The sequence below is a fragment of the Gibbsiella greigii genome (assembly GCF_039540155.1).
GTDB lineage: Bacteria > Pseudomonadota > Gammaproteobacteria > Enterobacterales > Enterobacteriaceae > Gibbsiella > Gibbsiella quercinecans.
In genome coordinates, this window is the sequence record NZ_BAABEM010000007.1 from 250885 (window position 1) to 275945 (window position 25061).

General features: G+C 56.8%; 18 protein-coding genes. 13 read left to right on the plus strand and 5 right to left on the minus strand.

The window, feature by feature from the left end; genetic code table 11:
• Window positions 1-129 precede the first annotated feature (129 nt).
• Window positions 130-984, plus strand: coding sequence for a CobD/CbiB family protein (gene ampE / locus AC559G_RS07725; RefSeq protein WP_498912098.1), 855 nt, complete (start codon window positions 130-132; stop codon window positions 982-984).
• Between the two features lie 42 nt (window positions 985-1026).
• On the opposite strand, the gene hemL is transcribed toward ampE, so the two are convergent.
• On the minus strand, window positions 1027-2316 hold the full coding sequence (gene hemL / locus AC559G_RS07730) for a glutamate-1-semialdehyde 2,1-aminomutase (protein ID WP_498912099.1): 1290 nt from the start codon (window positions 2314-2316) through the stop codon (window positions 1027-1029).
• A gap of 267 nt (window positions 2317-2583) precedes the next feature.
• Between hemL and erpA the strand changes: the two genes are divergently transcribed.
• Window positions 2584-2931, plus strand: coding sequence for an iron-sulfur cluster insertion protein ErpA (erpA, locus tag AC559G_RS07735; protein ID WP_095845965.1), 348 nt, complete (start codon window positions 2584-2586; stop codon window positions 2929-2931).
• 86 nt (window positions 2932-3017) lie between these two features.
• Here the strand turns inward: erpA and btuF are convergent, their stop codons facing one another.
• Both btuF and mtnN read right to left on the minus strand, forming a co-directional pair.
• A complete protein-coding gene (btuF, locus tag AC559G_RS07740; RefSeq protein WP_498912100.1) occupies window positions 3018-3863 on the minus strand; it encodes a TroA family protein in 846 nt (281 codons plus the stop codon).
• A gap of 1 nt (window position 3864) precedes the next feature.
• Window positions 3865-4566, minus strand: a complete 702-nt coding sequence (mtnN, locus tag AC559G_RS07745; RefSeq protein ID WP_498912101.1) for a 5'-methylthioadenosine/S-adenosylhomocysteine nucleosidase — start codon at window positions 4564-4566, stop codon at window positions 3865-3867.
• Window positions 4567-4696: 130 nt separating this feature from the next.
• Here mtnN and dgt point away from each other — a divergent pair, with 130 nt between their 5' ends.
• Both dgt and degP read left to right on the plus strand, forming a co-directional pair.
• Complete coding sequence (gene dgt / locus AC559G_RS07750; protein ID WP_498912102.1) at window positions 4697-6214, plus strand: deoxyguanosinetriphosphate triphosphohydrolase; 1518 nt, start codon at window positions 4697-4699, stop codon at window positions 6212-6214.
• Between the two features lie 194 nt (window positions 6215-6408).
• Window positions 6409-7845 carry a Do/DegQ family serine endoprotease gene (gene degP / locus AC559G_RS07755; protein WP_498912103.1) on the plus strand — a complete coding sequence of 479 codons (1437 nt, stop codon included), beginning with the start codon at window positions 6409-6411 and terminating at the stop codon, window positions 7843-7845.
• A 94-nt stretch (window positions 7846-7939) separates the two neighbouring features.
• Here degP and barA read toward each other — a convergent pair whose 3' ends face one another.
• The gene (gene barA / locus AC559G_RS07760; RefSeq protein WP_498912104.1) at window positions 7940-10696 is read right to left on the minus strand and encodes a two-component sensor histidine kinase BarA; all 2757 of its coding nucleotides are present in this window, start codon (window positions 10694-10696) and stop codon (window positions 7940-7942) included.
• Window positions 10697-10770: 74 nt separating this feature from the next.
• Between barA and rlmD the strand changes: the two genes are divergently transcribed.
• The 6 genes from rlmD to queE all read left to right on the plus strand — a co-directional run bounded on the left by rlmD (window position 10771) and on the right by queE (window position 19439).
• Window positions 10771-12120, plus strand: coding sequence for a 23S rRNA (uracil(1939)-C(5))-methyltransferase RlmD (rlmD, locus tag AC559G_RS07765; protein WP_498912105.1), 1350 nt, complete (start codon window positions 10771-10773; stop codon window positions 12118-12120).
• Between the two features lie 14 nt (window positions 12121-12134).
• Window positions 12135-14369 (plus strand): GTP diphosphokinase, encoded by a 2235-nt coding sequence (relA, locus tag AC559G_RS07770; protein ID WP_095845958.1) that lies wholly within the window; start codon window positions 12135-12137, stop codon window positions 14367-14369.
• A 63-nt stretch (window positions 14370-14432) separates the two neighbouring features.
• A complete protein-coding gene (mazG, locus tag AC559G_RS07775; protein ID WP_438596516.1) occupies window positions 14433-15227 on the plus strand; it encodes a nucleoside triphosphate pyrophosphohydrolase in 795 nt (264 codons plus the stop codon).
• A gap of 337 nt (window positions 15228-15564) precedes the next feature.
• Window positions 15565-17202, plus strand: coding sequence for a glutamine hydrolyzing CTP synthase (gene pyrG, locus AC559G_RS07780; RefSeq protein WP_438596398.1), 1638 nt, complete (start codon window positions 15565-15567; stop codon window positions 17200-17202).
• Window positions 17203-17284: 82 nt separating this feature from the next.
• A complete protein-coding gene (gene eno, locus AC559G_RS07785; protein WP_279029811.1) occupies window positions 17285-18583 on the plus strand; it encodes a phosphopyruvate hydratase in 1299 nt (432 codons plus the stop codon).
• Window positions 18584-18767: 184 nt separating this feature from the next.
• The gene (gene queE, locus AC559G_RS07790; protein WP_498912106.1) at window positions 18768-19439 is read left to right on the plus strand and encodes a 7-carboxy-7-deazaguanine synthase QueE; all 672 of its coding nucleotides are present in this window, start codon (window positions 18768-18770) and stop codon (window positions 19437-19439) included.
• A 30-nt stretch (window positions 19440-19469) separates the two neighbouring features.
• Here the strand turns inward: queE and queD are convergent, their stop codons facing one another.
• Window positions 19470-19832 (minus strand): 6-carboxytetrahydropterin synthase QueD, encoded by a 363-nt coding sequence (gene queD, locus AC559G_RS07795; protein ID WP_498912189.1) that lies wholly within the window; start codon window positions 19830-19832, stop codon window positions 19470-19472.
• Window positions 19833-20243: 411 nt separating this feature from the next.
• Here queD and cysJ point away from each other — a divergent pair, with 411 nt between their 5' ends.
• The 3 genes from cysJ (at window position 20244) to AC559G_RS07810 (ending at window position 25031) form a co-directional block, all read left to right on the plus strand.
• Window positions 20244-22049 (plus strand): sulfite reductase flavoprotein subunit alpha, encoded by a 1806-nt coding sequence (cysJ, locus tag AC559G_RS07800; RefSeq protein WP_498912107.1) that lies wholly within the window; start codon window positions 20244-20246, stop codon window positions 22047-22049.
• Window positions 22049-23764, plus strand: coding sequence for an assimilatory sulfite reductase (NADPH) hemoprotein subunit (gene cysI / locus AC559G_RS07805; RefSeq protein ID WP_498912108.1), 1716 nt, complete (start codon window positions 22049-22051; stop codon window positions 23762-23764). Before cysJ ends, cysI begins: the two co-directional genes overlap by 1 nt.
• 532 nt (window positions 23765-24296) lie before the next feature.
• Complete coding sequence (locus AC559G_RS07810) at window positions 24297-25031, plus strand: phosphoadenylyl-sulfate reductase (protein WP_438599930.1); 735 nt, start codon at window positions 24297-24299, stop codon at window positions 25029-25031.
• The last annotated feature ends 30 nt before the right edge of the window (window positions 25032-25061 follow it).

Genomic DNA, 25061 nt, shown 5'->3' on the forward strand with positions numbered 1-25061 from the left:
ACCATACCGGTTCCTGCCGATCAGGGGGCTGGCCTGTTATTAGATGGGCATTGATATGTGTATCTCTGGAATCATGCGATAAATCCCGCAGCACAACGCCGGGAGTAAATAAAAGGAGAGGGCTGGCTTATGACGCTGTTTACGTTGTTACTGGTTCTGGCATGGGAACGTTTGTTTAAGCTGGGTGACCATTGGCAGTTGGATCATCATATTGTCGGGGTGTTCCAGCGTCTGCGTCGCTTTTCACTGCCGCAGACGCTGGCGCTGGTGATTGTCTGGATGGCCGTGGTGTGGGCGATTCTGGGGATCAGCCACGGCCTGTTTTTTGGCGTGGTGACCCTGCTGTTATGGATTGTGATTGGCCTGCTGTGCATTGGCGCCGGGATTATTCGCAAGCACTATCGCGCCTATCTGAAGGCGGCCAGGCAGGGCGACGCCGACGCCTGCGCCCAGATGTCGGAAGAATTGGCGCTGATTCACGGCTTGCCGGTGGAGTATAGCGAGGAAGAACGGCTGCGGGAGTTGCAAAACGCCTTGCTGTGGATTAACTACCGCTATTATCTCGCCCCGTTGTTCTGGCTGGTGGTCGGCGGCCCGTATGGGCCGATTGCGCTGGCAGGCTATGCGTTCCTGCGTGCTTACCAAACCTGGCTGGCGCGCCACCATACCCCGTTGCAACGTTCGCAGTCGGGCATCGACTGGCTGCTGCACTGGGTTGATTGGATCCCGGTGCGCCTGGCCAGTCTGGCGTATGCGATGTTTGGTCACGGCGAGAAAGCCTTGCCGGCGTGGTTTGCTTCGTTGGGGGATATCCGCACCTCGCAATACCAGGTACTGACTTCACTAGCTCAGTTTTCGTTGGCGCGCGAGCCCCATGGCGATACGGTGCAGACCCCACGGGCTGCGGTGACGTTGGCGCGTAAAGTAACGATGATTATTGTGGTTGTGGTCGCGATATTAACGATCTATGGGGCGCTGACCTAAGCCGAAGCAGGGCCGCGTGATTGCGGCCCTGCTATGCGGTGATTACAGTTGGCTAAAGCAGCGGCGTGCGGCATCAATGGTGCGTTGGATATCCTCTTTGCTGTGCGCCACGGACATAAACCCGGCTTCGAAGGCGGAAGGCGCCAGATAGACGCCTTCATCCAACATCAGGTGGAAGAAGCGTTTGAAACGCTCAACGTCACACTGCATCACGTCTTGGTAGCAGGTAATGGCATCGGCATCGCTGAAGAACAGCCCGAACATGCCGCCAACGTGGTTGACGACCAGCGGAATGTTCTCCTCGCGCGCTGCGTCCAATAACCCCTGCGCCAGCATTTCCGTCAGCTCGGTCAAGGTTTGGTGCACGCCGGGTTGCGCCACTTCACTCAGGCAGGCGTAGCCTGCGGCCATAGCGATAGGGTTGCCGGAAAGGGTGCCGGCCTGATAAACCGGCCCGGTGGGCGCCAGCGCCGCCATCACCTCGCGGCGGCCGCCGAATGCCCCCACCGGCATGCCGCCGCCGATGATTTTGCCCAGGCAGGTCAGATCCGGCACCACGCCATAGTAAGCCTGGGCGCCGGCCAGCGCCACGCGAAAACCGGTCATGACTTCATCGATAATCAACAGCGCCCCGTACTCATCGCACAGCGCGCGCAGGCCCGGCAGGAAGCCCTGTAGCGGCGGCACGCAGTTCATGTTGCCGGCCACCGGCTCAACGATGATGCAGGCGATGTCAGCAGGGTACTGTTCGAATGCGCTGCGTACCGAATCCAGATCGTTATAGCTGCAGGTCAGGGTATGTTTGGCGAAATCCGCCGGCACCCCTGGCGAATTCGGCTGCCCAAGGGTCAGGGCGCCGGAGCCGGCCTTAACCAGCAGGCAGTCGGCATGGCCGTGGTAGCAGCCTTCAAACTTGATGATTTTGTCGCGGCCGGTATAGCCGCGCGCCAGGCGGATGGCGCTCATGGTGGCTTCGGTACCGGAGTTGACCATGCGCACCATGTCCATGGTTGGCACCAGTTCGGTCACCAGCGCCGCCATTTTCACTTCCATTTCGGTCGGCGCGCCGAAACTCAGGCCGCGTTCGGCCGCTTCAATAACGGCGTTGCGAATGGCCGGATGGTTGTGGCCCAGCACCATCGGGCCCCAGGAGCCGACGTAATCAATATAGGCTTTACCATCAGCATCATAGAGATAAGCGCCGTCAGCCCGTTCAATGAACAGCGGCACCCCGCCGACGCCGGTGAATGCACGCACCGGGGAGTTAACCCCGCCGGGGATTAACTGCTGCGCCTGGGCGTACAGACTTTCGGACTTGCTGTGTAAGCTCATAAATCGGCTCCTGGATTTTCAATAAATGGTTCGACGCAGGCTATTCTAGAGAAGTGTGCGCCGTTATGAAACGGTTAACCGAGGCAGGGCATATTGGTACCGGCGCCATTTTTCGCCGGCTTTGCGGGCGAATTGTTTAAAAGGTGCCAATAAAATGCGCCTAATGCGGCGAATACTTGAACACAGCACTGGGGTATTGGATAATTAAAGGCATTAATCAGGCTGCCGTTGTAGTAACCTGATGCTGAACAATGTTGGGAGTTAAGTATGAGTGATGAAACAGCAGCACTGCCCCTGCAATTTACCGAGGCGGCAGCAAACAAGGTGAAATACCTGATTGCTGATGAAGAAAACCCAAACCTGAAACTGCGGGTCTACATTACCGGCGGCGGCTGCAGCGGATTCCAGTATGGCTTCACGTTTGACGATAAGGTTAATGAAGGCGACATGACCATTGAGAAACAGGGCGTTGCGCTGGTGGTCGATCCGATGAGCCTGCAATACCTGGTGGGCGGTTCGGTGGACTACACCGAAGGGCTGGAAGGCTCACGTTTTGTGGTCACTAACCCGAACGCCAAAACCACCTGCGGCTGTGGTTCTTCGTTCAGTATCTGATCCTGCCTAATTAACCACCGCTGGCCGGTGGTCGTTGCTTCCCCCGCGTTTGTTGTTGCCGGTGCGGGGGGAGAAGCCCCGTGTAATCAATTTCCTCTGCGCATTGCGCGCCCGTCGGCACCGGGCCCGCGTATGTCCGCCAGCCGGCTACACAGTTGCTGCGCTGCCAGCATGATGCGTGGCCCAGGGCGGTTAAACCAGTCTGCATCCAACGCGATGATTGGCACCTGCAACTGCGGCGCCCAGAATGCTTTGGCATTGGCCAACTCTTGCGCACCGCCGCTGATCACGATCGCCTGCGGCTGGCGCGCCAGCACCTGTTCGCGGCTGACCTGCGGCCAGGGGATACGGCTGTCGGCAAAGATATTCTGCGCGCCGCACAGCGCCAGCAACTGGCTTTGCAGCGTCGCTCCCGAACTGGTAAACAGCGGCTGGGTGCCGAATTGCAACAGCACCCGTATCGGCGGCTGATGTACGTATTGGGCTTGCAATTGTGCGGCCTGCCGGCGGATATGTTCGGCGGCCTGATGCGCGGTTTCGGGATGGGGGCTGTATTGCGCCAGATCGTCCAGTTCCTGGGCGACCTCGTCAATGCGTTTGGCATCGGCATAGAAAACCGGGATGCCGAGGGCGGCAAGCTGATCCAGCACCCGCTGCGGATTGCCGCTGCGCCAGGCCAGAATAAGATCCGGTTTTAGCGCCAACACCCGTTCCAGATTAATCCCTTGCCATGAAGCCACCTGCTCCAACTTGCGTGCGGCGGGTGGGTAATCGGAAAAGGCGCTGGCCGCCACCAACACCCCGCCCATGCCGGCGGCATAGGCCAGTTCGGTGGTGCTGGGGGCCAGGCTTATCACCCGTTGGGCGCCGAAGGCCGGCAATGCCAGCCACAGCGCCAGGCCCCACAGCAGGAGCGCAAGCCGGCGCTTCACCTTAATGGCGTTTCGCCAGTGCCTGCAGCATGGCGTTAACCATCAGGGTGGACTGCTTGGCGGCGACGCTGAGGAATTCTTCAAAACTCATGTGCGATTTGTGGTCGGCCACATCGGAAATGGCGCGCACCACCACAAACGGCGTTCCAAACAGGTAGCAGACGTGGCCGATAGCGGCGGCTTCCATCTCAACTGCGGCCACTGTTGGGAAGGTGGCGCAGATGCGTGCCAGCGGCTCGGCGCCGTTGATGAAGGCATCGCCGCTGCAGATCAGGCCGCGCACTGCGTGCATATCCAACTGCTTGATGCAGCTTTCCGCCAGGGCAATCAGCGCTTCGTCTGCGCTAAACGCCGCCGGGCAACCGGCCATCTGGCCCGGTTGATAACCGAAGGCGGTTACGTCGGCATCGTGATAGCGCACTTCGCTGGAAACCACGATATCACCCACTTTCAGCGTTGGCGCCAGGCCGCCGGCGGAGCCGGTGTTAATCACCACATCCGGCTTGCAGTGTTCCAGCAGCAGGGTGGTGCCCATTGCCGCCGACACTTTACCAATGCCGGATTTCAGCAGTGCCACGTCAACGCCGTTCAGTTGGCCGGTATAGATTTCGCAACCCGCGCGTACAAGGGTCTGGCGGTTCTGGATTTGCTCGCGCAGCAGGGTGACTTCTTTTTCCATTGCGCCGATGATGCCTACTTTCATAACTAACACTCGCTGATTGGGGTGAACATTGCGCCATAGTCTATCATGGCTCTCAATGAGAGATAATCCGTTGCATCTGCTGCCGGGAATTGCTATCACGGGGGCTGGTGCGCAACGGTAGGGGAAACAGATGTCCGGGATCGACTTTAAGCAAAAAATCAGCTTCCAGCGGCCATTCAGCAAGCCGATCGTGGCTGAGGAAGAGTACGAGATTATCCGTCAGTTTGAGAGCGATCGCGGGCGTATCGTCAATTCAGCCGCTATCCGCCGATTGCAGCAGAAAACCCAGGTTTTCCCGCTGGAGCGCAACGCCGCCGTGCGCAGCCGCCTGACCCATTCCATGGAAGTACAACAGGTGGGGCGGCATATCGCCAAAGAGATCCTCAACAGTTTCAAACAGCAAAAGCGTGTGGATGCGCTGGGTTTGGTCCGGCTGCTGTCGCCTTTTGAAAGCATCGTTGAAATGGCTTGCCTGATGCATGATATCGGCAACCCGCCATTCGGCCATTTTGGCGAGTCGGCGATCAATGACTGGTTCCGCCAGCGGTTGGATCCGGCCAACGGCGGCCGCGAGCCTAACGGCCAGGATGGCTGCCAGGTCGCGGTGTTGCGCCTGCAGGAAGGGCAAAGCGATCTTAACCAACTGCGTAGCCGCATCCGCCAGGATCTGAGCAATTTTGAAGGCAACGCGCAGGCGATCCGCATGGTGCATACCCTGCTGAAGCTGAATCTGACCTATGCACAGGTGGGTTGTATTCTGAAATATACCCGTCCGGCGTATTGGTCCGGCGACATTCCGGCCAGTCATAACTATTTAATGAAAAAGCCAGGTTTTTATCTGGCAGAAGAAGCCTTTGTCGACAGGTTGCGCCGGGAATTGAATATAGGTGAATTCGAACGTTTCCCATTAACTTATATTATGGAGGCGGCCGATGATATTTCTTATTGTGTGGCCGACCTGGAAGATGCGGTGGAAAAAAACATTTTCACCGTTGAGCAGCTTTATCAACATTTAATCCAGGAATGGGGCGAAGTAAAAAGCGGCGATCTGTTTGATAAAACCGTCGCCAGCGCCTTTCGCAAGCTCGATCGCGGGGGCGCCCGGCGCAGCGCGGAAGATCACTTCTTCATGTACCTGCGGGTATTCACCGTGGCTCGCCTGGTGCCGCACGCGGCGCAGCGCTTTATCGATAACCTGGAGAGCGTCTATCAGGGCACCTTTAACCAGGCGCTGTTGGAGGACTCCAGCCCCGAGTTCCGCCTGCTGAAAATTTTCAAGAATGTCGCTTCAAAACATGTGTTTAATCACCCGGAAGTGGAGCAGCTTGAGCTGCAGGGTTACCGGGTTATCAGTGGGTTGCTGGATATTTACAGCCCGCTGTTGGCCATGCCGCTGGCCGCGTTCAGCCAGTTGGTGCGTGAAGACACTCACCGCGGTTACCCGATTGAAACGCGCTTGTTCCATAAGCTTTCCACCAAACACCGCCTGGCCTATGTGGAAGCGGTGGAAGGGCTGCAGCGCCTTTCACCTGAACAGCTGGCGGTGAGTGAATATTATTTCCGCGCGCGTTTGTTGCAGGATTATATCAGCGGCATGACCGATCTTTATGCCTATGACGAATATCGGCGATTAATGGCGGCGGAATAATTAATAGGCAAAGCAACCCGTTATTTTGGCGCTGACGTTCCTGCGGGGGGGATTATTTCGAGTTTTGTAAAGACGGACAATATTTGTTTACTATTGCGGCGTGCATTGTCCTGAACTTCGGGCGATAAATAAACTCTGATTAGGCACACAAGAATGCAATCTTTCCTTGAATGACTTTTCTAAGAGACACACAGATGAAAAAAACCGCATTAGTTTTGAGCGCCCTGGCATTCAGTATTGGTATGGCTGTAGGGCCGGTTACGGCCAGTGCGGCGGATGTGGTTGCACCCAGCGCCACGTCGCAGCAGTTGCCAAGCCTGGCTCCCATGCTGGAAAAAGTGATGCCTTCCGTAGTGAGCATCAACGTTGAAGGCAGCACCACGGTGAATACGCCGCGTATGCCGCAGCAGTTCCAACAGTTCTTCGGCGAGGATTCTCCTTTCTGCCAGGACGGTTCGCCGTTCCAGGGTTCGCCAATGTGCCAGGGCGGCGGCCAGGGCCAGGGTGGGCAAAGCACGCAGGAGAAATTCCAGGCGTTGGGCGCCGGGGTGGTGATTGATGCGGCCAAAGGCTACGTGGTGACCAATAACCACGTGGTGGATAACGCCAACAAGATCCAGGTGCAACTCAGCGATGGCCGCCGTTTCGATGCCAAGGTGATCGGTAAGGATCCGCGTTCTGATATTGCGCTGATCCAACTGAAAGACTTCAAAAACCTGACGGCCATCAAGATGGCGGATTCCGATCAGTTGCGCGTGGGTGACTATACCGTGGCTATCGGTAACCCGTATGGCCTGGGGGAAACCGCCACCTCGGGTATCGTTTCCGCGCTGGGGCGCAGTGGGTTGAACATCGAAAACTACGAGAACTTTATTCAGACCGATGCCGCCATCAACCGCGGTAACTCCGGTGGCGCGCTGGTGAACCTGAACGGCGAGCTGATCGGTATCAATACCGCAATCCTGGCGCCGGACGGCGGCAATATCGGTATCGGCTTTGCGATCCCAAGCAACATGGTGAAAAACCTGACATCGCAGATGGTGGAATATGGCCAGGTCAAGCGCGGCGAATTGGGTATCATGGGGACCGAGCTGAACTCTGAGCTGGCCAAAGCCATGAAAGTCGATGCCCAGCGTGGCGCCTTCGTTAGCCAGGTGATGCCGAAGTCTTCCGCCGCCAAAGCCGGTATTAAGGCAGGGGATGTGATCGTCACCATGAACGGCAAAGCGATTTCCAGCTTCGCGGCATTCCGCGCTGAAATCGGTACGCTGCCGGTCGGTAGCAAAATGAGCCTAGGCATCATCCGTGATGGCAAACCGGTAACCGTTGACGTCACGCTGGAGCAAAGCACCCAGACGCAGGTGGATTCCGGCAACATCTACACCGGTATCGAAGGAGCCGAACTGAGCAATACCCAGGTCGGCAACCAGAAAGGCGTGAAGGTGGATAATGTGAAAGCCGGCAGCGCGGCGGCGCGTATTGGCCTGAAGAAGGGCGATGTGATCCTTGGGGTGAACCAGCAGCCGATTCAGAACCTGGGCGAGCTGCGTAAAATCCTCGACAGCAAACCGAGCGTTCTGGCGCTGAACATTCTGCGCGGCGATAGCGAGCTGTACCTGCTGATGCAGTAATATCCCGCCGGCGTTTATCGAAACATGGCCCCCTTATTTTAGGGGGCTTTTTTATTCCTGCTGAACGGCTAGCGCCGCCGGTGTGGCGGCGCGGTTACTTCGCGGCCAAATGGGTTTTTGCCGCCTGGTTGACCAGCTCAATTTCATCCAGCAGTTCCAGCCATTCCGGCTCTAAATCTTGTTGGCTGGCGCCCTGGCGTAGCTGCTGTTCGATATAGAAGCACAGTTGCTTGAGCCGCGGCACGCCACTGTAGCTGCAACTGCCGTGCAGTTTGTGGATCAGATCCAGAATACCGTCATCTTCTGCACCATCCAGCAGCGCCTGTACCCGTTCGCTAACCTGTGGCAGGAAATCCACCAGCATCTGCAACAGATCCTGCGCCAGATCGGCTTTGTTGGCCGCCTGGCGCAGTGCCAACGGCCAGTCCAGGGACAGCAGCGGTTCACCGCTGGCCGTGCCGCCGCGCGGCACCACCGTGACGGTATCGGCGTGGCCGCTACTGTGATAGCGGGAAAGTACCCGCGTCAGCATGGCTTCATCGATAGGTTTCGCCAGGTAGTCATCCATCCCGGCCTGGAGCAGGTGTTCACGTTCGCCGCTGATGGCGTGGGCGGTCACGGCCACGATCGGTGTTGACGTGTGGTGTGGCATCTGGTGGATCAGCTCGCTGGTGCGAATGCCGTCGATATTGGGCATCTGAATATCCATCAGAATCAAATCCAGTACGTTGTCGCGTGCCAGGGCAATGGCCTCTTCACCGCTTTCGCACAGCAGGGTGTGCTCAACCTGCTCCGCTAACAAAGTGCCAATCAGCTTCAGATTGGCCGGGTTGTCGTCCACGGCCATCACGGTCAACGGCAGGCGTTTATGCGCGGCCTGCGGCTGGGGCGTGCACGGCGTTTCGGCGCGCAGCAGTGGGAACAGGCGGTTACTGGTGACGGGCTTGGTCAGGCAGCCGATAGCGCCCTGTGCTTTAAGCTGTTCGGCATCAAGCTGTGATTGGCTCGGCAGCGCCAGGATCACCCGCCGCGCATAGCGCAGGGCCGCGATTAGCATATCGGTATGCTGCGCCATATTGTCACGGAAGGGGATCGGCACCCCCATCAGCAGGAAGTCGTAATCATTTTTCGGCAGTTGGCCGAGCGTCGGGGAATGGGTCACCACCAGTTGGGTGACGCTCAACATATTGAGCGTCGCCTGGGCGGCGATCGGGTTAGACTCGATATACGCCAGGGTTTTCCCGCGCAGATCCGGCAGGCTCGGCGGCAGTGACAGCATGCTTTCGTTCAGATCGAGCGTAATGTGGAACCAGAAGGTGGAGCCCCGGTTTAACTGGCTGTGGAAACAGATGTCGCCGCCCATCTCTTTCACCAGTTTCTGCGTGATCACCAGCCCGAGGCCGGTGCCGCCATGGCGGCGCGAAATACTGGCGTCTGCTTGACGGAAAGCCTGGAACAGCTGTGATTGCTGGCGCTCGGAGATACCGATGCCGGTATCGTGGATCTGCACTTCCAGCTCCACCTGGTGAGCCAGTTGGTTGCGCTGCTCAATGCGGATGTCGATGTTGCCGGTTTCGGTAAATTTCACCGCGTTGCCCAGCAGGTTGGTGATCACTTGCTGCAGGCGCAGTGAGTCGCCGATCACCTGATCGGGCACGTCGTTGTGCACGTCCAGGGTGAGCTCCAGCCCTTTTTCATGTGCACTGGGCGCCAGCAGCACGATCACTTCATCGAGGGTGTCGCGCAGCGAGAACGGAATATGTTCTAGCACCAGCTTGCCGGCCTCCAACTTGGAGAAATCCAGCACATCGTTGATGATCGATAACAGGTTGTTGGCCGAGCGTTCGATGGTTTGCAGATAGTCGGCCTGGGTGACGCTCAGTTCGGTTTTTAGCATCTGGCGGGTAAAGCCAATCACCCCGTTGAGCGGGGTGCGCAGTTCATGCGACATGTTCGCCAGGAATTCGGACTTAATGCGCGCCGCTTCCTGGGCGCGCTTTTTGGCCAGATCCAGCTCGACGTTCTGGATCTCCATCTGTTCCAGGGTTTCCCGCAGATCCGAGGTGGCCTGATCGATATTCTGCTGCATCTCTTCGTGGTAGGCGGTCAATGACATCGCCATCGAGTTGATGCCGTTTTTCAACATTTGCAGTTCGCCGAGCATGAAACCCTCTACCCGGCTATCCAGTTGGCCGCGGCGGATGCGATCGACGGTATTCACCATGTTGCGAATCGGGCCCGTCACGTCACGCATCAGGCGGTAGGCGAACAAAATGGCGATGCACATGCACAGCAGCAGCAATAACGTGGAGACGAACACTTCTTTATATTGCTGCAGGCGCATCGACTGCAGATCCAGTTCGATCGCCACATAGCCAAGATTGTTATCCTGATCCTGCTGGACATCCGTGCTGGTGGCCTCGTCCGGGTAGTGGTTTTCAGGCAGGATCGGCGTGCGCAGGATCAGGGAATCGCCGCGGCGCGTCAGCATCAGTTCGCTGGGGACTGGCACACCTTTGGGCAACTGCAGCCGGGAGACGTTATGGTGATAATTCGAGGTGACGAACAGATTATTTTGCGCATCAAACACCGTGATTGAACGTACAATGTCTGAATGGCGGCGGTGCAGCAGGCTGACCAGTTGCCTGACCGATTCACGGCTGTGGAACGTCATGCCATATTCGCTGGCGACGGCGAGCGGTTCGATGATGCTGACGCCGGCATCCACCAACTGTTCCTGCAGCTCGTTGTAACGGTGCACAACGAAGAAAGTACTGAGCAACAAACCTATCAATAACGTTGGCGCCAGGATCAGTATCATCATGCGCGCGCGCAGGCTGTATTTGGTCATGAGGTTCCAATGTGGGAGAATTGAGGCTAATCCTAGCTTCCTAAGCTTACAAACCAGCACATAATTGATAAATAATGGCGCAATTCTACTCTCCCAAACGCCGCGTGACGACCCGGCAGGCTTCACAAATATTAACCGTAGCGGTAGCGGATCTCGATCCGTTCGGCCAGGGTGTGGCGCGCCACAACGGTAAAGCGGTGTTTGTGCCGGGCGTATTGCCGGGCGAACAGGCGGAAATTCAACTGACGGAAGATAAGCGCCAGTTCGCCAAAGGCCGGCTTAAAAAGCTGCTAAACCGCAGCCCGCAGCGGGTAGAACCACGTTGCCCACACTTTGGCGTATGCGGCGGCTGCCAACAGCAGCATGCCGATGAGGCGCTGCAACAGCACAGCAAGGCCGCCGCACTGCAGCGTTTGATCGGCCGTGAAACCGGTGTGGCGGTGCAGCCCGAAGCGGTAATCGCCGGCCCGGCCTATGGCTATCGCCGCCGTGCCCGGCTGGGGCTGGCTTGGCAACCCAGGCAGCAGCAGTTGCAGATGGGGTTCCGCCAAGCGGCGTCGAGCGAGCTGGTGAACGTCAGGCAATGCCCGGTGCTGGTGCCCGAGCTGGAACAACTACTGGCACCGCTGTACCGCTGCCTGGCGGGGCTGGACGCCGCCCGGCATCTCGGCCATGCGGAACTGGTGCAGGCCGACAACGGATCGGTGCTGGTGCTGCGCTGCATGGTGTTCTTGCAGGAGAAGGATCGCCAGGCGCTGTTGGCGTTCGCCCGGCAAAACGCGCTGACGCTTTATTTGGCGCCGGACAGCGAACGCCTGGATAAACTGTGCGGTGAAGCACCGTATTATCAGGTTGACGGTCTACGCTTAACCTTCAGCCCGCGCGATTTCATCCAGGTGAACGATGCCGTCAATCAGCAAATGGTGGCGCAGGCGATGGCGTGGCTGGATATCCAGCCAACCGACCGGGTGTTGGATCTTTTCTGCGGCATGGGTAACTTCACGCTGCCGTTGGCCCGGCGCGCCAGGGCGGTTGTGGGCATTGAAGGTGTTGCCACGCTGGTGGCGAATGGGCAGTATAATGCACATCAGAATTCGCTGGAAAATGTCGCGTTCTTCCATGAAAACCTGGAAGCGGACATTGAGCAGCAGCCTTGGGCAGCACAAGGGTTTGATAAAGTGATGCTGGATCCCGCGCGCGCTGGCGCAGCCGGGGTGATGTCACATATTGTAAAACTGGCACCAGAGCGGGTGGTTTACGTCTCCTGTAACCCAGCCACGCTGGCCCGCGACAGTAAAGTGTTGCTGGATGCCGGTTATCGTCTTGCTCGTGTACGGATGCTGGATATGTTCCCGCACACAGGGCATCTTGAGTCAATGGCGCTGTTTATTAACGGTAAGACGCCGGCGGCCGCTGCAAAGTAGGGAGAAGTCAAGTTATGGTTGCGGTAAGAAGTGCACATCTGAATAAGGCCGGAGAGTTTGCACTGGATGCGTGGATTGCCAGCTTGGGGCTATCCAATTCACAGTCTTGTGAGCGGTTGGCCGCAACCTGGCAATATTGTGAGCAGCAGACCAAGGGCCACCCGGATGCGGCACTGCTGCTGTGGCGTGGCCTGGAGATGGTGGAAATCCTCTCGACGCTGAGCATGGATAACGACAGCATGCGCGCGGCGCTGCTGTTCCCGCTGGTGGATGCCGGCGTGGTGCAGGAAGCCGCGCTGGATGAAGCCTTCGGCAAGCACATTACCAGCCTGGTGCATGGCGTGCGCGATATGGATGCTATCCGCCAGTTGAAAGCCACCCATAACGATTCCATGGGCTCGGAGCAAGTGGATAACGTGCGGCGTATGCTGCTGGCGATGGTGGAAGATTTCCGCTGCGTGGTGATCAAGCTGGCGGAGCGTATTGCCCACCTGCGTGAAGTGAAAGACGCGCCGGAAGACGAGCGCGTGCTGGCGGCGAAAGAGTGCTCGAATATCTATGCGCCGCTGGCCAACCGCCTGGGCATCGGCCAACTAAAGTGGGAGCTGGAGGATTTCTGCTTCCGCTACCTGCACCCGGAAGAGTACAAACGTATCGCCAAGCTGTTGCATGAGCGGCGTATCGATCGTGAACAGTTTATTGATGACTTTGTGGCCTCGCTGCGCAAGGCGATGGCGGATGAAGGCATCAAGGTCGAAATCTATGGCCGGCCAAAGCATATCTACAGCATCTGGCGCAAAATGCAGAAGAAGCACCTCGCTTTTGACGAGCTGTTTGACGTGCGAGCGGTGCGCATTGTGGCCGAGCGTCTGCAGGATTGCTATGCGGCGTTGGGCATCGTCCATACCCACTTCCGCCATTTGCCGGATGAGTTTGACGACTATGTCGCCAACCCCAAACCCAACGGCTACCAGTCGATCCACACCGTGGTGCTTGGCCCGCGCGGCAAAACGGTTGAGATCCAGATCCGCACCCGCCAGATGCACGAAGACGCCGAGCTGGGCGTGGCCGCACACTGGAAATACAAAGAAGGCGTGGGCGTCGCGACGGTGCGTTCCGGCTATGAAGAACGCATTGCGTGGCTGCGTAAACTGATCGCCTGGCAGGAAGAGATGGCGGATTCCGGCGAGATGCTGGATGAAGTGCGCAGCCAGGTTTTCGACGACCGCGTGTACGTGTTTACTCCGAAAGGGGACGTGGTGGATTTGCCCGCCGGTTCCACGCCGCTTGATTTCGCCTACCACATCCACAGCGATGTGGGGCATCGCTGCATCGGCGCCAAGATTGGCGGGCGTATCGTGCCGTTCACCTACCAGTTGCAGATGGGCGATCAGGTGGAAATTATTACCCAGAAGCAGCCGAACCCCAGCCGCGATTGGCTGAACCCCAACCTGGGCTATGTCACCACCAGCCGTGGGCGTTCGAAGATCCACAACTGGTTCCGCAAGCAGGATCGCGATAAAAACATCCTCGCCGGGCGGCAGATGCTGGATAACGAACTGGAACATCTGTGCATCAGCCTGAAAGAAGCCGAGAAACTGCTGATCCCGCGTTACAACATGAACTCGCTGGATGAAGTGCTGGCGGCGATCGGCGGTGGCGATATCCGGCTGAACCAGATGGTGAACTTCCTGCAAAGCAAGCTCAACCAGCCAAGCGCCGAAGAGCAGGATCGCGAAGCACTGCGCCAACTGGTGCAGCAGAAAGCGCCGCCGGCTACGCGTAAAAAAGACGACGGCCGCGTGGTGGTGGAAGGGGTCGGCAACCTGATGCACCACATCGCCCGCTGCTGCCAGCCTATCCCGGGCGATGATATCGTCGGCTTTATTACGCACGGGCGTGGTATCTCGATCCACCGCGCGGATTGCGATCAGTTGGCGGAGCTGCAAGAGAATGCGCCGGAGCGTATTGTCGACGCGGTGTGGGGCGAAAGCTATTCTAGCGGTTATTCGCTGGTGGTGCGGGTGATCGCCAACGATCGCAGCGGCCTGCTGCGCGACATCACCACCATCCTGGCCAATGAAAAGGTCAACGTGCTGGGCGTGTCCAGCAGGAGCGACACCAAAAAACAGTTGGCCACCATCGATATGGATATCGAGATCTACAATCAGGTGGTGCTGGGGCGGGTGATCGCCAAGCTGAACCAACTGCCGGATGTGATCGACGCCAAACGCCTGCACGGCAACTGATCGCTCTTTTTCTTTCCATGCTAAGCCCGGTATACCGGGCTTTTATTTGTTCAGGATTTACCCATGACCCAAGTGACATCACTGCAACGCTTGTTGACCATCATGAAAAAGCTGCGTGATCCGCAGACGGGCTGCCCGTGGGATCGCACGCAGACCTTTGACAGCATCGCGCCTTACACACTGGAAGAAACCTACGAAGTGCTGGATGCTATTCAACGGCAGGACTATGACGATCTGCGCGATGAACTGGGCGATTTGTTGTTCCAGGTGGTGTTTTACGCCCAGATGGGCCAGGAGCAGGGGCTGTTTGATTTCCAGGATATTTGCCACGCCATCAGCGATAAGCTGGAACGCCGCCATCCGCATATTTTTGGCGATGCCAGTGCGGCTGATACCGCCGCTGTTGCCGCGCGCTGGGAAAAGATAAAAACGCAAGAGCGCGCCGAGAAGGCGCTGCATTCTGCACTGGATGATATTCCCCAGGCGCTGCCGGCGTTAATGAAGGCACACAAAATCCAAAAGCGCTGTGCGGCGGTCGGCTTTGACTGGAACACGTTGGGGCCGGTGGTGGACAAGGTGTACGAAGAAATCGACGAAGTGATGCATGAGGCGCGTCAGGCGGTGGTGGACGAGAAAAAGCTGGAAGAGGAACTGGGCGATCTGCTGTTCGCCACGGTCAATCTCACCCGCCACTTGGGCCATAAGGCGGAAAACGCGCTACAGGCGGCGAACCGCAAGTTTGAACGCCGTTTTCGCCAGGTTGAGGCGATTATCGGGCAGCAGGGCCTGAGCATGAACGACGCCACGTTGGATCAAATGGAAGCGGCTTGGCAACAGGTCAAACAGCAGGAAAACTGATTGTTTGATCGGCGACAATATTCATCGTAGCTGAAACGGTTAAGCTACGCGACAGGATTGGTTACGGCGCCAGTGCAAGGTGTGTAAAGAGCAACAAACTGAAATGTAAGATGTTTTTTTGCCGCAGAAGGCCGCTAAAAGAGAAGTTTTAACGCTAACCTGTTGTTTTACAAATATTGTATGGGCGATATTGATGGGGTTAACCCGGATGAACCCACGGTGGTGGCAGAGATGATGGATGGCAAAACGATCGTTTGTAGGTCAAGGCGGGTTCGGGTATACTACTTTCCCGTCTTGGTTCTTCCATCGTCTTTAAACCTAAACTCTCAGGTTCAGCATGACAACTAATTATATTTTTGTGACCGGCGGGGTCGTATCCTCTCTGGGTAAAGGCATTGCCGCAGCCTCTCTGGCGGCTATTCTTGAAGCCCGTGGCCTCAACGTTACCATCATGAAACTGGACCCGTACATCAACGTGGATCCGGGCACCATGAGCCCGATCCAGCATGGGGAAGTTTTCGTCACCGAAGACGGCGCAGAAACCGATCTGGACCTGGGCCACTACGAGCGCTTCATTCGCACCAAAATGACGCGTCGCAACAATTTTACCACCGGCCGCATCTACTCCGACGTTCTGCGCAAAGAACGCCGTGGCGACTATCTGGGCGCGACCGTTCAGGTTATTCCGCACATCACCAACGCCATCAAAGAGCGCATTATTGAAGGCGGCGAAGGCCATGACGTGGTACTGGTTGAAATCGGCGGCACCGTCGGCGATATCGAATCCCTGCCGTTCCTGGAAGCCATCCGCCAGATGGCGGTAGAAGTTGGCCGCGAGCATACGCTGTATATGCACCTGACTTTGGTGCCGTATATGGCTGCCGCCGGCGAAGTGAAAACCAAGCCTACCCAGCACTCGGTAAAAGAACTGCTTTCAATCGGTATCCAGCCGGATGTGCTGATTTGCCGTTCAGATCGCGCCGTGCCGGCCAATGAACGTGCGAAGATCGCGCTTTTCTGCAACGTGCCGGAAAAAGCGGTTATCTCCCTGAAAGACGTTGATTCTATTTATAAAATCCCTGGCCTATTGAAATCCCAGGGGTTGGACGATTATATTTGTAAACGATTCAGCCTGAACGCGCCGGAAGCGAACCTGGCCGAATGGGAACAGGTTATTTACGAAGAAGCCAACCCGGGCGGTGAAGTGACCATCGGCATGATCGGCAAATATGTTGAACTGCCGGATGCTTACAAATCCGTGATCGAAGCGCTGAAACATGGCGGCCTGAAAAACCGCCTGACCGTAAATATCAAGCTGATCGATTCGCAGGATGTGGAAACCCGCGGCGTCGAAGTTCTGAAAAATTTGGATGCTATCCTGATCCCAGGTGGTTTCGGCTACCGTGGCGTTGAGGGTAAGGTGATGGCCGCACGCTATGCGCGCGAGAACAAAATCCCTTACCTGGGCATTTGCCTGGGGATGCAGGTTGCGCTGATGGAATTTGCCCGCAACGTGGCCGGAATGGAAAACGCCAACTCCACCGAGTTTGTGCCCGACTGCAAGTACCCGGTGGTGGCGTTGATCACCGAATGGCGTGATGAAGACGGCAATGTCGAAGTCCGTACGGAAGAGAGCGATTTGGGCGGGACCATGCGCGTTGGCGGCCAACTGTGCCATCTGACGGATGACAGCCTGGTGCGCCGCATGTATGGTACTGCAACGATTGTTGAACGCCATCGTCACCGCTATGAAGTCAACAATATGCTGTTGAAGCAAATTGAAGCGGCGGGGCTGCGCGTAGCAGGCCGCTCTGCCGACAACAAGCTGGTTGAGATTGTTGAATTGCCTGACCATCCGTGGTTTGTCGCTTGTCAGTTCCACCCGGAATTCACCTCGACGCCGCGTGATGGACATCCGTTGTTCGCCGGTTTCGTCAAGGCGGCGGGTGAGCACCAGAAACGTCAGGTAAAGTAAGCGTTTAGTGAGCAACGCGCGGTGAAAACCGCGCGTTGTTGTCTGGAGTTTTAGTTTAACTTGTGACTTGAGGAAAACCTATATGTCCAAAATTGTTAAAGTCATCGGCCGTGAAATCATCGACTCACGCGGCAACCCTACCGTTGAAGCTGAAGTGCATCTGGAAGGTGGTTTCGTAGGCCTGGCTGCTGCGCCATCAGGTGCTTCCACCGGTTCCCGTGAAGCACTGGAACTGCGCGACGGTGACAAGTCTCGTTTCCTGGGTAAAGGCGTACTGAAAGCGGTTGCTGCGGTAAACGGCCCAATCGCTGAAGCCGTACTGGGTAAAGATGCTAAAGACCAGGCTAACATCGATAAAATCATGATCGATCTGGACGGCACTGAAAACAAATCCAAATTCGGCGCTAACGCTATCCTGGCTGTTTCCCTGGCTGCTGCCAAGGCTGCTGCGGCTTCCAAAGGCATTCCTCTGTACGAACACATCGCTGAACTGAACGGCACCCCAGGCAAATTCTCTATGCCTCTGCCTATGATGAACATCATCAACGGCGGTGAGCACGCTGACAACAACGTTGATATTCAGGAGTTCATGATTCAGCCAGTTGGCGCGAAAACCCTGAAAGAAGCAGTTCGCATCGGTTCTGAAGTGTTCCACAACCTGGCTAAAGTACTGAAAGCCAAAGGCATGAACACCGCAGTGGGCGACGAAGGTGGCTATGCGCCAAACCTGGAATCCAACGCCGCTGCGCTGGCTGCAATCAAAGAAGCCGTAGAAAAAGCAGGCTACGTGCTGGGTAAAGACGTTACCCTGGCGATGGACTGTGCTGCTTCTGAGTTCTACAACAGCGAAACCGGTAACTATGAGCTGAAAGGCGAAGGCAAAACCTTCACTTCTCAGGAATTCACGCATTACCTGGAAGGCCTGACCAAAGAATATCCGATCGTGTCCATCGAAGATGGCCTGAACGAATCTGACTGGGATGGCTTCGCATACCAGACCAAAGTGCTGGGCGACAAAATTCAGCTGGTGGGCGACGACCTGTTCGTCACCAACACCAAGATCCTGAAAGAAGGTATCGAAAAAGGCATCGCTAACTCCATCTTGATCAAATTCAACCAGATCGGTTCCCTGACCGAAACGCTGGCTGCTATCAAGATGGCGAAAGACGCTGGCTACACTGCGGTTATCTCTCACCGTTCCGGTGAAACCGAAGATGCAACCATCGCTGACCTGGCGGTAGGTACTGCTGCTGGCCAGATCAAAACCGGTTCTATGAGCCGTTCTGACCGCGTTGCTAAATACAACCAACTGATCCGTATCGAAGAAGCGCTGGGCGACCGCGCACCATTCAACGGCCGTAAAGAAATCAAAGGCCAGTAATCACGCCTTTTGTTTCGTTGGTAGATAAAACCCGCTGCGGCGGGTTTTTTTTCGCCTGTGGTTTGTGCCGCGATGATGGGGCCGTGCATGAGATATCGCCCGTGCGGCTGCAGGAAGATGCAATTTGGTGGCGGCGGGGGAATCTGCGATAATCGCGCTTTAAATTTACCGAATTGAGAAACAGATGCAGTACCCGATTAACGAAATGTTCCAGACTTTGCAGGGTGAAGGCTATTTCACCGGCGTTCCTGCGATTTTTATCCGCCTGCAGGGGTGCCCGGTTGGCTGTAGCTGGTGCGATACCAAACACACCTGGGAGAAGGACGCCAATCGGGAAGTGGATCTGCAGCGGATCCTGGTGAAAACGCAGGAGAGCGCCGCGTGGGGCAGCGCCAGCGCCGAGCAGTTGCTGGCGGTGGTGCGCCAGCAGGATTATACCGCACGTCATATTGTCATCACCGGCGGCGAGCCCTGTATATACGATCTGGCCCCGTTAACAACTCTGTTTGAACAGCACGGCTTTTCCTGCCAGATAGAAACCAGCGGCACGCATACCATCCTGTGTTCACAGGGCACCTGGGTGACGGTATCGCCGAAAGTGAATATGCGCGGCGGCCTTAAGGTGTTGCCCACGGCTCTGGCACGCGCCGATGAGATAAAGCATCCGGTGGGGCGGCAGCGCGACATTGAGGCGCTGGATGCGCTACTGGCGATGTTGCACGATGATAAACAGCGGGTGATTGCCCTGCAGCCGATTAGCCAGAAAGAAGAGGCGACGCGCCTGTGTATCGAAACCTGCATTGCGCGCAATTGGCGGCTTTCGATGCAGACGCACAAATATTTGGATATTGCCTGAAATAAGGGCGCTGTTACAGCGCCCTTATCGTTAACTTTTGTAGATGCAGCCTGCGGTGCACGTTTCCTTAACCATGACGGCGGAAAGCAGCGGCAGGCGCGGTTTCATTTGGCGCCAGATCCAGGCGGCCAGCACTTCGCTGGTGGGGTTTTCCAACCCTTCCACCTCGTTGAGGTAGTGGTGATCCAGCTGTTCCCAGACGGGTTTAAATGCCGCTTTAAGCTCAGCGAAATCTATAACCCAGCCGGTATGGGGATCCACTTCACCGGTGACTTCCAGCCGTACCATGAAAGAATGCCCATGCAGCCGGCCGCATTTATGCCCTTCAGGCACGTGCGGGAGCAGGTGTGCGGCTTCGAACGTAAAATCTTTAAACAGCGTGGTTGCCATTATAACGGCCTCATTGACTCAAAAACCGCCGCATAGTACCGGAAAGCAGCGCTGCATGCCATTTATACCGCGTTTGTTGCCGCACACTGCCGCGAGGTGTTGCTTAACAGTTTTTTTGTTTGGTCTGACCTCTGCTTACCCGTACAGCAAGTTAGCCGCAAATGCGATTCATTCAAAAACAGGATTTAAAACCCCTTTTATTTCAAATAAATAAAAATAATTATTTAGTGATTTAACCGCTATCCATTACCAGAAAAACAGCTTAGTCATTTTGGTTATTATTTATTGCTATCCCTTATTTATTTGTTGTTATTCTGCTCTGTAACCTTACAAACTCACCTGATCTTTTCAGGACACGGAACACAACGAAAAGCCAGCATCCAGTACTGGTTACGTATAGGAAACATGTGCGCAATGACGACTCAGGCTCCTCCAACTTCTTTGCTCCCACTGTCGCCCGAACAGCTGTCACGCTTACAGACGGCGATAGGCGATTATTCACCGACGCAGCTGGCTTGGCTGTCGGGCTATTTCTGGGGAATGGTCAACCAGCAACCCGGCGTTGCCGCCACGGCGCTCACCCCGCCTTCGGCCACGGCGGCCGGTATCACCCTGATTTCGGCTTCACAAACCGGCAATGCGCGCCGCCTGGCGGAACAGCTGCGTGATGAGCTGTTGGCAGCCAAACTGGATGTCACCTTAGTGAACGCCGGCGATTATAAATTCAAGCAGATTGCGCAAGAGCGGCTGCTGATTATTATCGCCTCCACTCAGGGGGAAGGGGATCCGGCGGAAGAGGCTGTGGCGCTGCATAAATTCCTGCATTCGAAAAAAGCGCCCAAGCTGGATAACACCGCGTTTGCCGTCTTTGGCCTGGGCGATACCTCGTATGAGAATTTCTGCCAGTCCGGCAAAGATTTCGATGCCAGGCTCGCCGAACTGGGCGCCGAGCGGCTGGTGGAGCGCGTTGATGCCGATGTGGAATACCAAGAGCTGGCGGCGGCCTGGCGCCGGCAGGTGGTTGAGGTGCTCAAATCGCGCGCCCCGGCGGAAAACGCCGCCCCTGGCGTGCTGGCCAGCGGCGCTATCGATCAAATAGACAGCAGCCCGTACAGCAAAGAACAGCCGCTGGCCGCCACGCTGTCGGTCAACCAAAAGATCACCGGCCGCGGCTCGGATAAAGACGTGCGCCATATCGAAATCGATCTGGGCGACGCCGGCCTGCGTTACCAACCCGGCGATGCGCTGGGCGTGTGGTTTGAAAACGATCCGGCGTTGGTGGATGAGCTGGTGCAACTGCTTTGGCTGAAGGGCGATGAGCCGGTTGAAGTGGAAGGCAAAACCTTGCCGTTGGCGCAGGCGCTGCGCAGCCACTTTGAACTGACGCAGAACACTACGCCAATCGTTGAAAAGTATGCCGCGCTGGCACGCGACGAGAAGCTGATTGAGCTGTTGGCCGATAAAGCCAAATTGCAGCACTACGCCCGTAATACGCCGATTGTCGATATGGTGCGCCAGGCGCCGGTGGATCTCAGCGCCGAGCAACTGGTCGGTTTGCTGCGCCCGCTCACGCCGCGCCTGTATTCCATCGCCTCTTCACAGGCGGAAAACGAAGACGAAGTGCACATCACCGTTGGCGTGGTGCGCTATGAGATTGACGGCCGCCCGCGTGCTGGCGGTGCATCCAGCTTCCTGGCCGATCGCTTGGAAGAAGATGGCGAGTTGCGGGTGTTCATTGAACATAATGAGAACTTCCGCCTGCCAGCCAACCCGGATACGCCGGTGATCATGATTGGCCCAGGCACCGGCATCGCCCCGTTCCGCGCCTTTATGCAGCAGCGTGAAGCCGACGGCGCCACGGGCAAAAACTGGCTGTTCTTCGGTAACCCGCACTTTACCGAAGATTTTCTTTACCAGGTTGAATGGCAGCGCTACGTCAAAGATGGCCTGCTGAGCCGTATTGATTTGGCCTGGTCGCGCGATCAACAACATAAAGTCTATGTACAAGACAAATTGCGTGAACAGGGTGCGGAAGTGTGGCGCTGGATTCAGGAAGGCGCACACATTTACGTCTGCGGCGATGCCAATCGCATGGCGAAAGACGTTGAGAACACATTACTGGAACTGGTGGCCGAGCACGGTGGCATGGATACCGAGCAGGCAGATGAATTTTTAAGTGAGCTGCGCCTTGAGCGCCGTTATCAGCGAGATGTTTACTGATGAGTGATAAACACACCGGGCCTCTGGTGGTAGAAGGCAAACTGGCTGATGCCGAACGCATGAAGCGCGAAAGTAACTTCCTGCGCGGCACCATCGCCGAAGATTTAAACGACGGGCTGACCGGCGGCTTCAACGGTGATAACTTCCTGTTGATCCGTTTTCACGGTATGTACCAGCAAGATGACCGTGATATTCGCGCTGAGCGCGCCGAACAGAAGCTGGAGCCGCGCCATGCGATGATGCTGCGCTGCCGCCTGCCAGGCGGTGTAATGACGCCGCAGCAGTGGTTGGGCATCGATAAATTCGCACAGGAAAATACGCTGTATGGCAGTATCCGCCTGACCAACCGCCAGACCTTTCAGTTCCACGGCATCCTGAAGCGCGATCTGAAATCAGCACACCAGTTACTGAACCAACTGGGACTGGATTCACTGGCGACCGCCAACGATGTGAACCGTAACGTGCTTTGTACCTCTAACCCGGTGGAGTCCGAGCTGCATCAGGAAGCCTATAAATGGGCGAAGAAGATTTCCGAGCACTTGCTGCCGCGCACCCGCGCCTATGCGGAGATCTGGCTGGATCAGGAAAAAGTGGCTACCACCGATGAAGAGCCGATCCTGGGGCCGAATTACCTGCCGCGCAAGTTCAAGACCACGGTAGTGATCCCGCCGCTGAATGATGTTGATCTGCACGCCAATGACATGAACTTTGTCGCCATTGCCGACAACGGCAAGCTGGTCGGTTTTAACCTGCTGGTTGGCGGCGGTTTATCCATCGCCCATGGCGACAAGAAGACCTATCCGCGCAAGGCCAGTGAGTTTGGCTATATTCCGCTGGAACATATCATGGCGGTGGCGGAAGCGGTGGTGACCACCCAGCGCGACTGGGGCAACCGTACCGATCGTAAAAACGCCAAAACCAAATATACCCTGGAACGCGTGGGTATCGACGTGTTCCGCGAGGAAGTGGAAAAGCGCGCCGGCATTAAGTTTGAACCGATTCGCCCGTATGAGTTTACCGATCGCGGCGATCGTATCGGCTGGGTGAAGGGCGTGGATAACCACTGGCATCTGACGCTGTTTATTGAAAACGGGCGTTTGTTGGATTATCCAGGCCGGCCATTGAAAACCGGTGTGGCTGAAATCGCCAAGATCCATAAAGGGGACTTCCGCCTGACGGCCAACCAAAACCTGATCGTGGCCGGCGTGCCAACGCGGCAAAAGGCCAAGATCGAAGCGCTGGCGCGCAAGTATGGCCTGATTGACGACGACGTGACGGAACAGCGCAAAAACTCGATGGCCTGCGTATCATACCCGACCTGCCCGCTGGCGATGGCGGAAGCCGAACGTTTTCTGCCGGAGTTTGTCTCCAAAGTGGAAGCGATTATGCATCAGCACGGCGTGGGTGACGAGTATATCGTGCTGCGCGTCACCGGCTGCCCGAACGGCTGTGGCCGCGCGCTGTTGGCCGAAATTGGTCTGGTGGGCAAAGCCATTGGCCGCTATAACTTGCATTTGGGCGGCAACCGTGAGGGCACGCGGATCCCGCGGATGTACCGTGAAAATATTAACGAAGAAGAAATCCTGAAAGAGATCGATCACCTGGTCGGCCGCTGGGCGAAAGAGCGCCAGGCGGGTGAAGGGTTCGGCGATTTCACCGTGCGTTCCGGCATTATCAAGCCGGTGGTGGATTCCGCACGTGATTTCTGGGATTGATTACCGGTGCCCGCTTGCCCTCACCCCGCCCCTCTCCCACAGGGAGAGGGAGTAACCGGCGCCCGGAATAGGCTTTGTGAAAGAAGACACAGGGCCGGCAGTATTAGCACGAACGATCCCCTCTCCCATTGGGAGAGGGAGTAACCGGTGCCCGGAATAGGTTTTGTGAAAGAAGACGCAGGGCCGGCAGCATTAGCACGAACGATCCCCTCTCCCTGTGGGGGAGGGCTAGTGTGAGGGGGCGTTCCCCGGTAGATTAAGGTATCCCCATATCCCCTCTCCCTATGGGAGAGGGGTAGGGTGAGGGGCGTTCCCCGGTAGGTAAGGTACCCCCATATCCCCTCTACCTGTGGGAGAGGGTTAGGGTAAGGGGCGTTCCCCGGTAGGTAAGGTACCCCCCATATCCCCTCTCCCTTGGGAGAGGGTTAGGGTGAGGGGCGTTCCCCGGTAGGTAAGGTACCCCCCATATCCCCTCTCCCTTGGGAGAGGGTTAGGGTGAGGGGCCATCATCAAGCATCTGGAGGCCGGACATATGGCTGAATTCGATCTGGCGGCGCTGAGCGCGTTGCCCAAGCCCGAGCAAGAACAGGCACTGGCGGCCGTTAATGCGCAGTTGGAAACCCTGTCGGCGGAACAGCGCGTGGCATGGGCGCTGGAACATCTGCCCGGCGAGTTTGTGCTGTCATCCAGTTTTGGTATCCAGGCTGCCGTGTGCCTGCACCTGGTGACGCGTATCAAACCGGATATCCCGGTGATCCTCACCGATACCGGCTATCTGTTCCCGGAAACCTACCAGTTTATCGATCAACTGGTGGACCAACTGCAGCTGAACCTGAAAGTGTTCCGCGCCGAGCTGTCACCGGCCTGGCAAGAAGCGCGCTACGGCAAGCTTTGGGAACAAGGGGTGGAAGGCATTGAGAAATATAACCTGATCAACAAGGTTGAGCCGATGAACCGCGCTTTGCAAACGCTCGGCGCCCAAACCTGGTTTGCCGGCCTGCGGCGCGAACAGTCCGGCAGCCGCGCCAACTTGCCGGTGCTGGCGGTGCAGCGCGGGGTTTTCAAACTTCTGCCGATTATTGAGTGGGACAACCGTAAAATCTATCAGTACCTGACCGAACACGGGCTTGGCTATCACCCGCTGTGGGAGCAAGGCTACTTGTCGGTTGGCGACACTCATACGACCCGTAAATGGGAACCGGGCATGAGTGAAGAGGAAACCCGCTTCTTCGGCCTTAAGCGTGAATGCGGGTTGCACGAAGGCTAACCGTAGCAGGGCCCGTTAACCGTGCCATTA

What these genes read in the sequence shown, in the direction of transcription:
- mtnN (WP_498912101.1), bottom strand. Translation starts at nt 4,566, where the DNA reads ATGAAAGTAGGCATCATCGGCGCAATGGAAAAAGAAGTCACCCTGCTG.
- barA (WP_498912104.1), bottom strand. Translation starts at nt 10,696, where the DNA reads ATGACCAAATACAGCCTGCGCGCGCGCATGATGATACTGATCCTGGCG.
- degP (WP_498912103.1), top strand. Translation starts at nt 6,409, where the DNA reads ATGAAAAAAACCGCATTAGTTTTGAGCGCCCTGGCATTCAGTATTGGT.
- mazG (WP_438596516.1), top strand. Translation starts at nt 14,433, where the DNA reads ATGACCCAAGTGACATCACTGCAACGCTTGTTGACCATCATGAAAAAG.
- relA (WP_095845958.1), top strand. Translation starts at nt 12,135, where the DNA reads ATGGTTGCGGTAAGAAGTGCACATCTGAATAAGGCCGGAGAGTTTGCA.
- queE (WP_498912106.1), top strand. Translation starts at nt 18,768, where the DNA reads ATGCAGTACCCGATTAACGAAATGTTCCAGACTTTGCAGGGTGAAGGC.
- cysI (WP_498912108.1), top strand. Translation starts at nt 22,049, where the DNA reads ATGAGTGATAAACACACCGGGCCTCTGGTGGTAGAAGGCAAACTGGCT.
- rlmD (WP_498912105.1), top strand. Translation starts at nt 10,771, where the DNA reads ATGGCGCAATTCTACTCTCCCAAACGCCGCGTGACGACCCGGCAGGCT.
- cysJ (WP_498912107.1), top strand. Translation starts at nt 20,244, where the DNA reads ATGACGACTCAGGCTCCTCCAACTTCTTTGCTCCCACTGTCGCCCGAA.
- erpA (WP_095845965.1), top strand. Translation starts at nt 2,584, where the DNA reads ATGAGTGATGAAACAGCAGCACTGCCCCTGCAATTTACCGAGGCGGCA.
- hemL (WP_498912099.1), bottom strand. Translation starts at nt 2,316, where the DNA reads ATGAGCTTACACAGCAAGTCCGAAAGTCTGTACGCCCAGGCGCAGCAG.
- ampE (WP_498912098.1), top strand. Translation starts at nt 130, where the DNA reads ATGACGCTGTTTACGTTGTTACTGGTTCTGGCATGGGAACGTTTGTTT.
- eno (WP_279029811.1), top strand. Translation starts at nt 17,285, where the DNA reads ATGTCCAAAATTGTTAAAGTCATCGGCCGTGAAATCATCGACTCACGC.
- pyrG (WP_438596398.1), top strand. Translation starts at nt 15,565, where the DNA reads ATGACAACTAATTATATTTTTGTGACCGGCGGGGTCGTATCCTCTCTG.
- dgt (WP_498912102.1), top strand. Translation starts at nt 4,697, where the DNA reads ATGTCCGGGATCGACTTTAAGCAAAAAATCAGCTTCCAGCGGCCATTC.
- AC559G_RS07810 (WP_438599930.1), top strand. Translation starts at nt 24,297, where the DNA reads ATGGCTGAATTCGATCTGGCGGCGCTGAGCGCGTTGCCCAAGCCCGAG.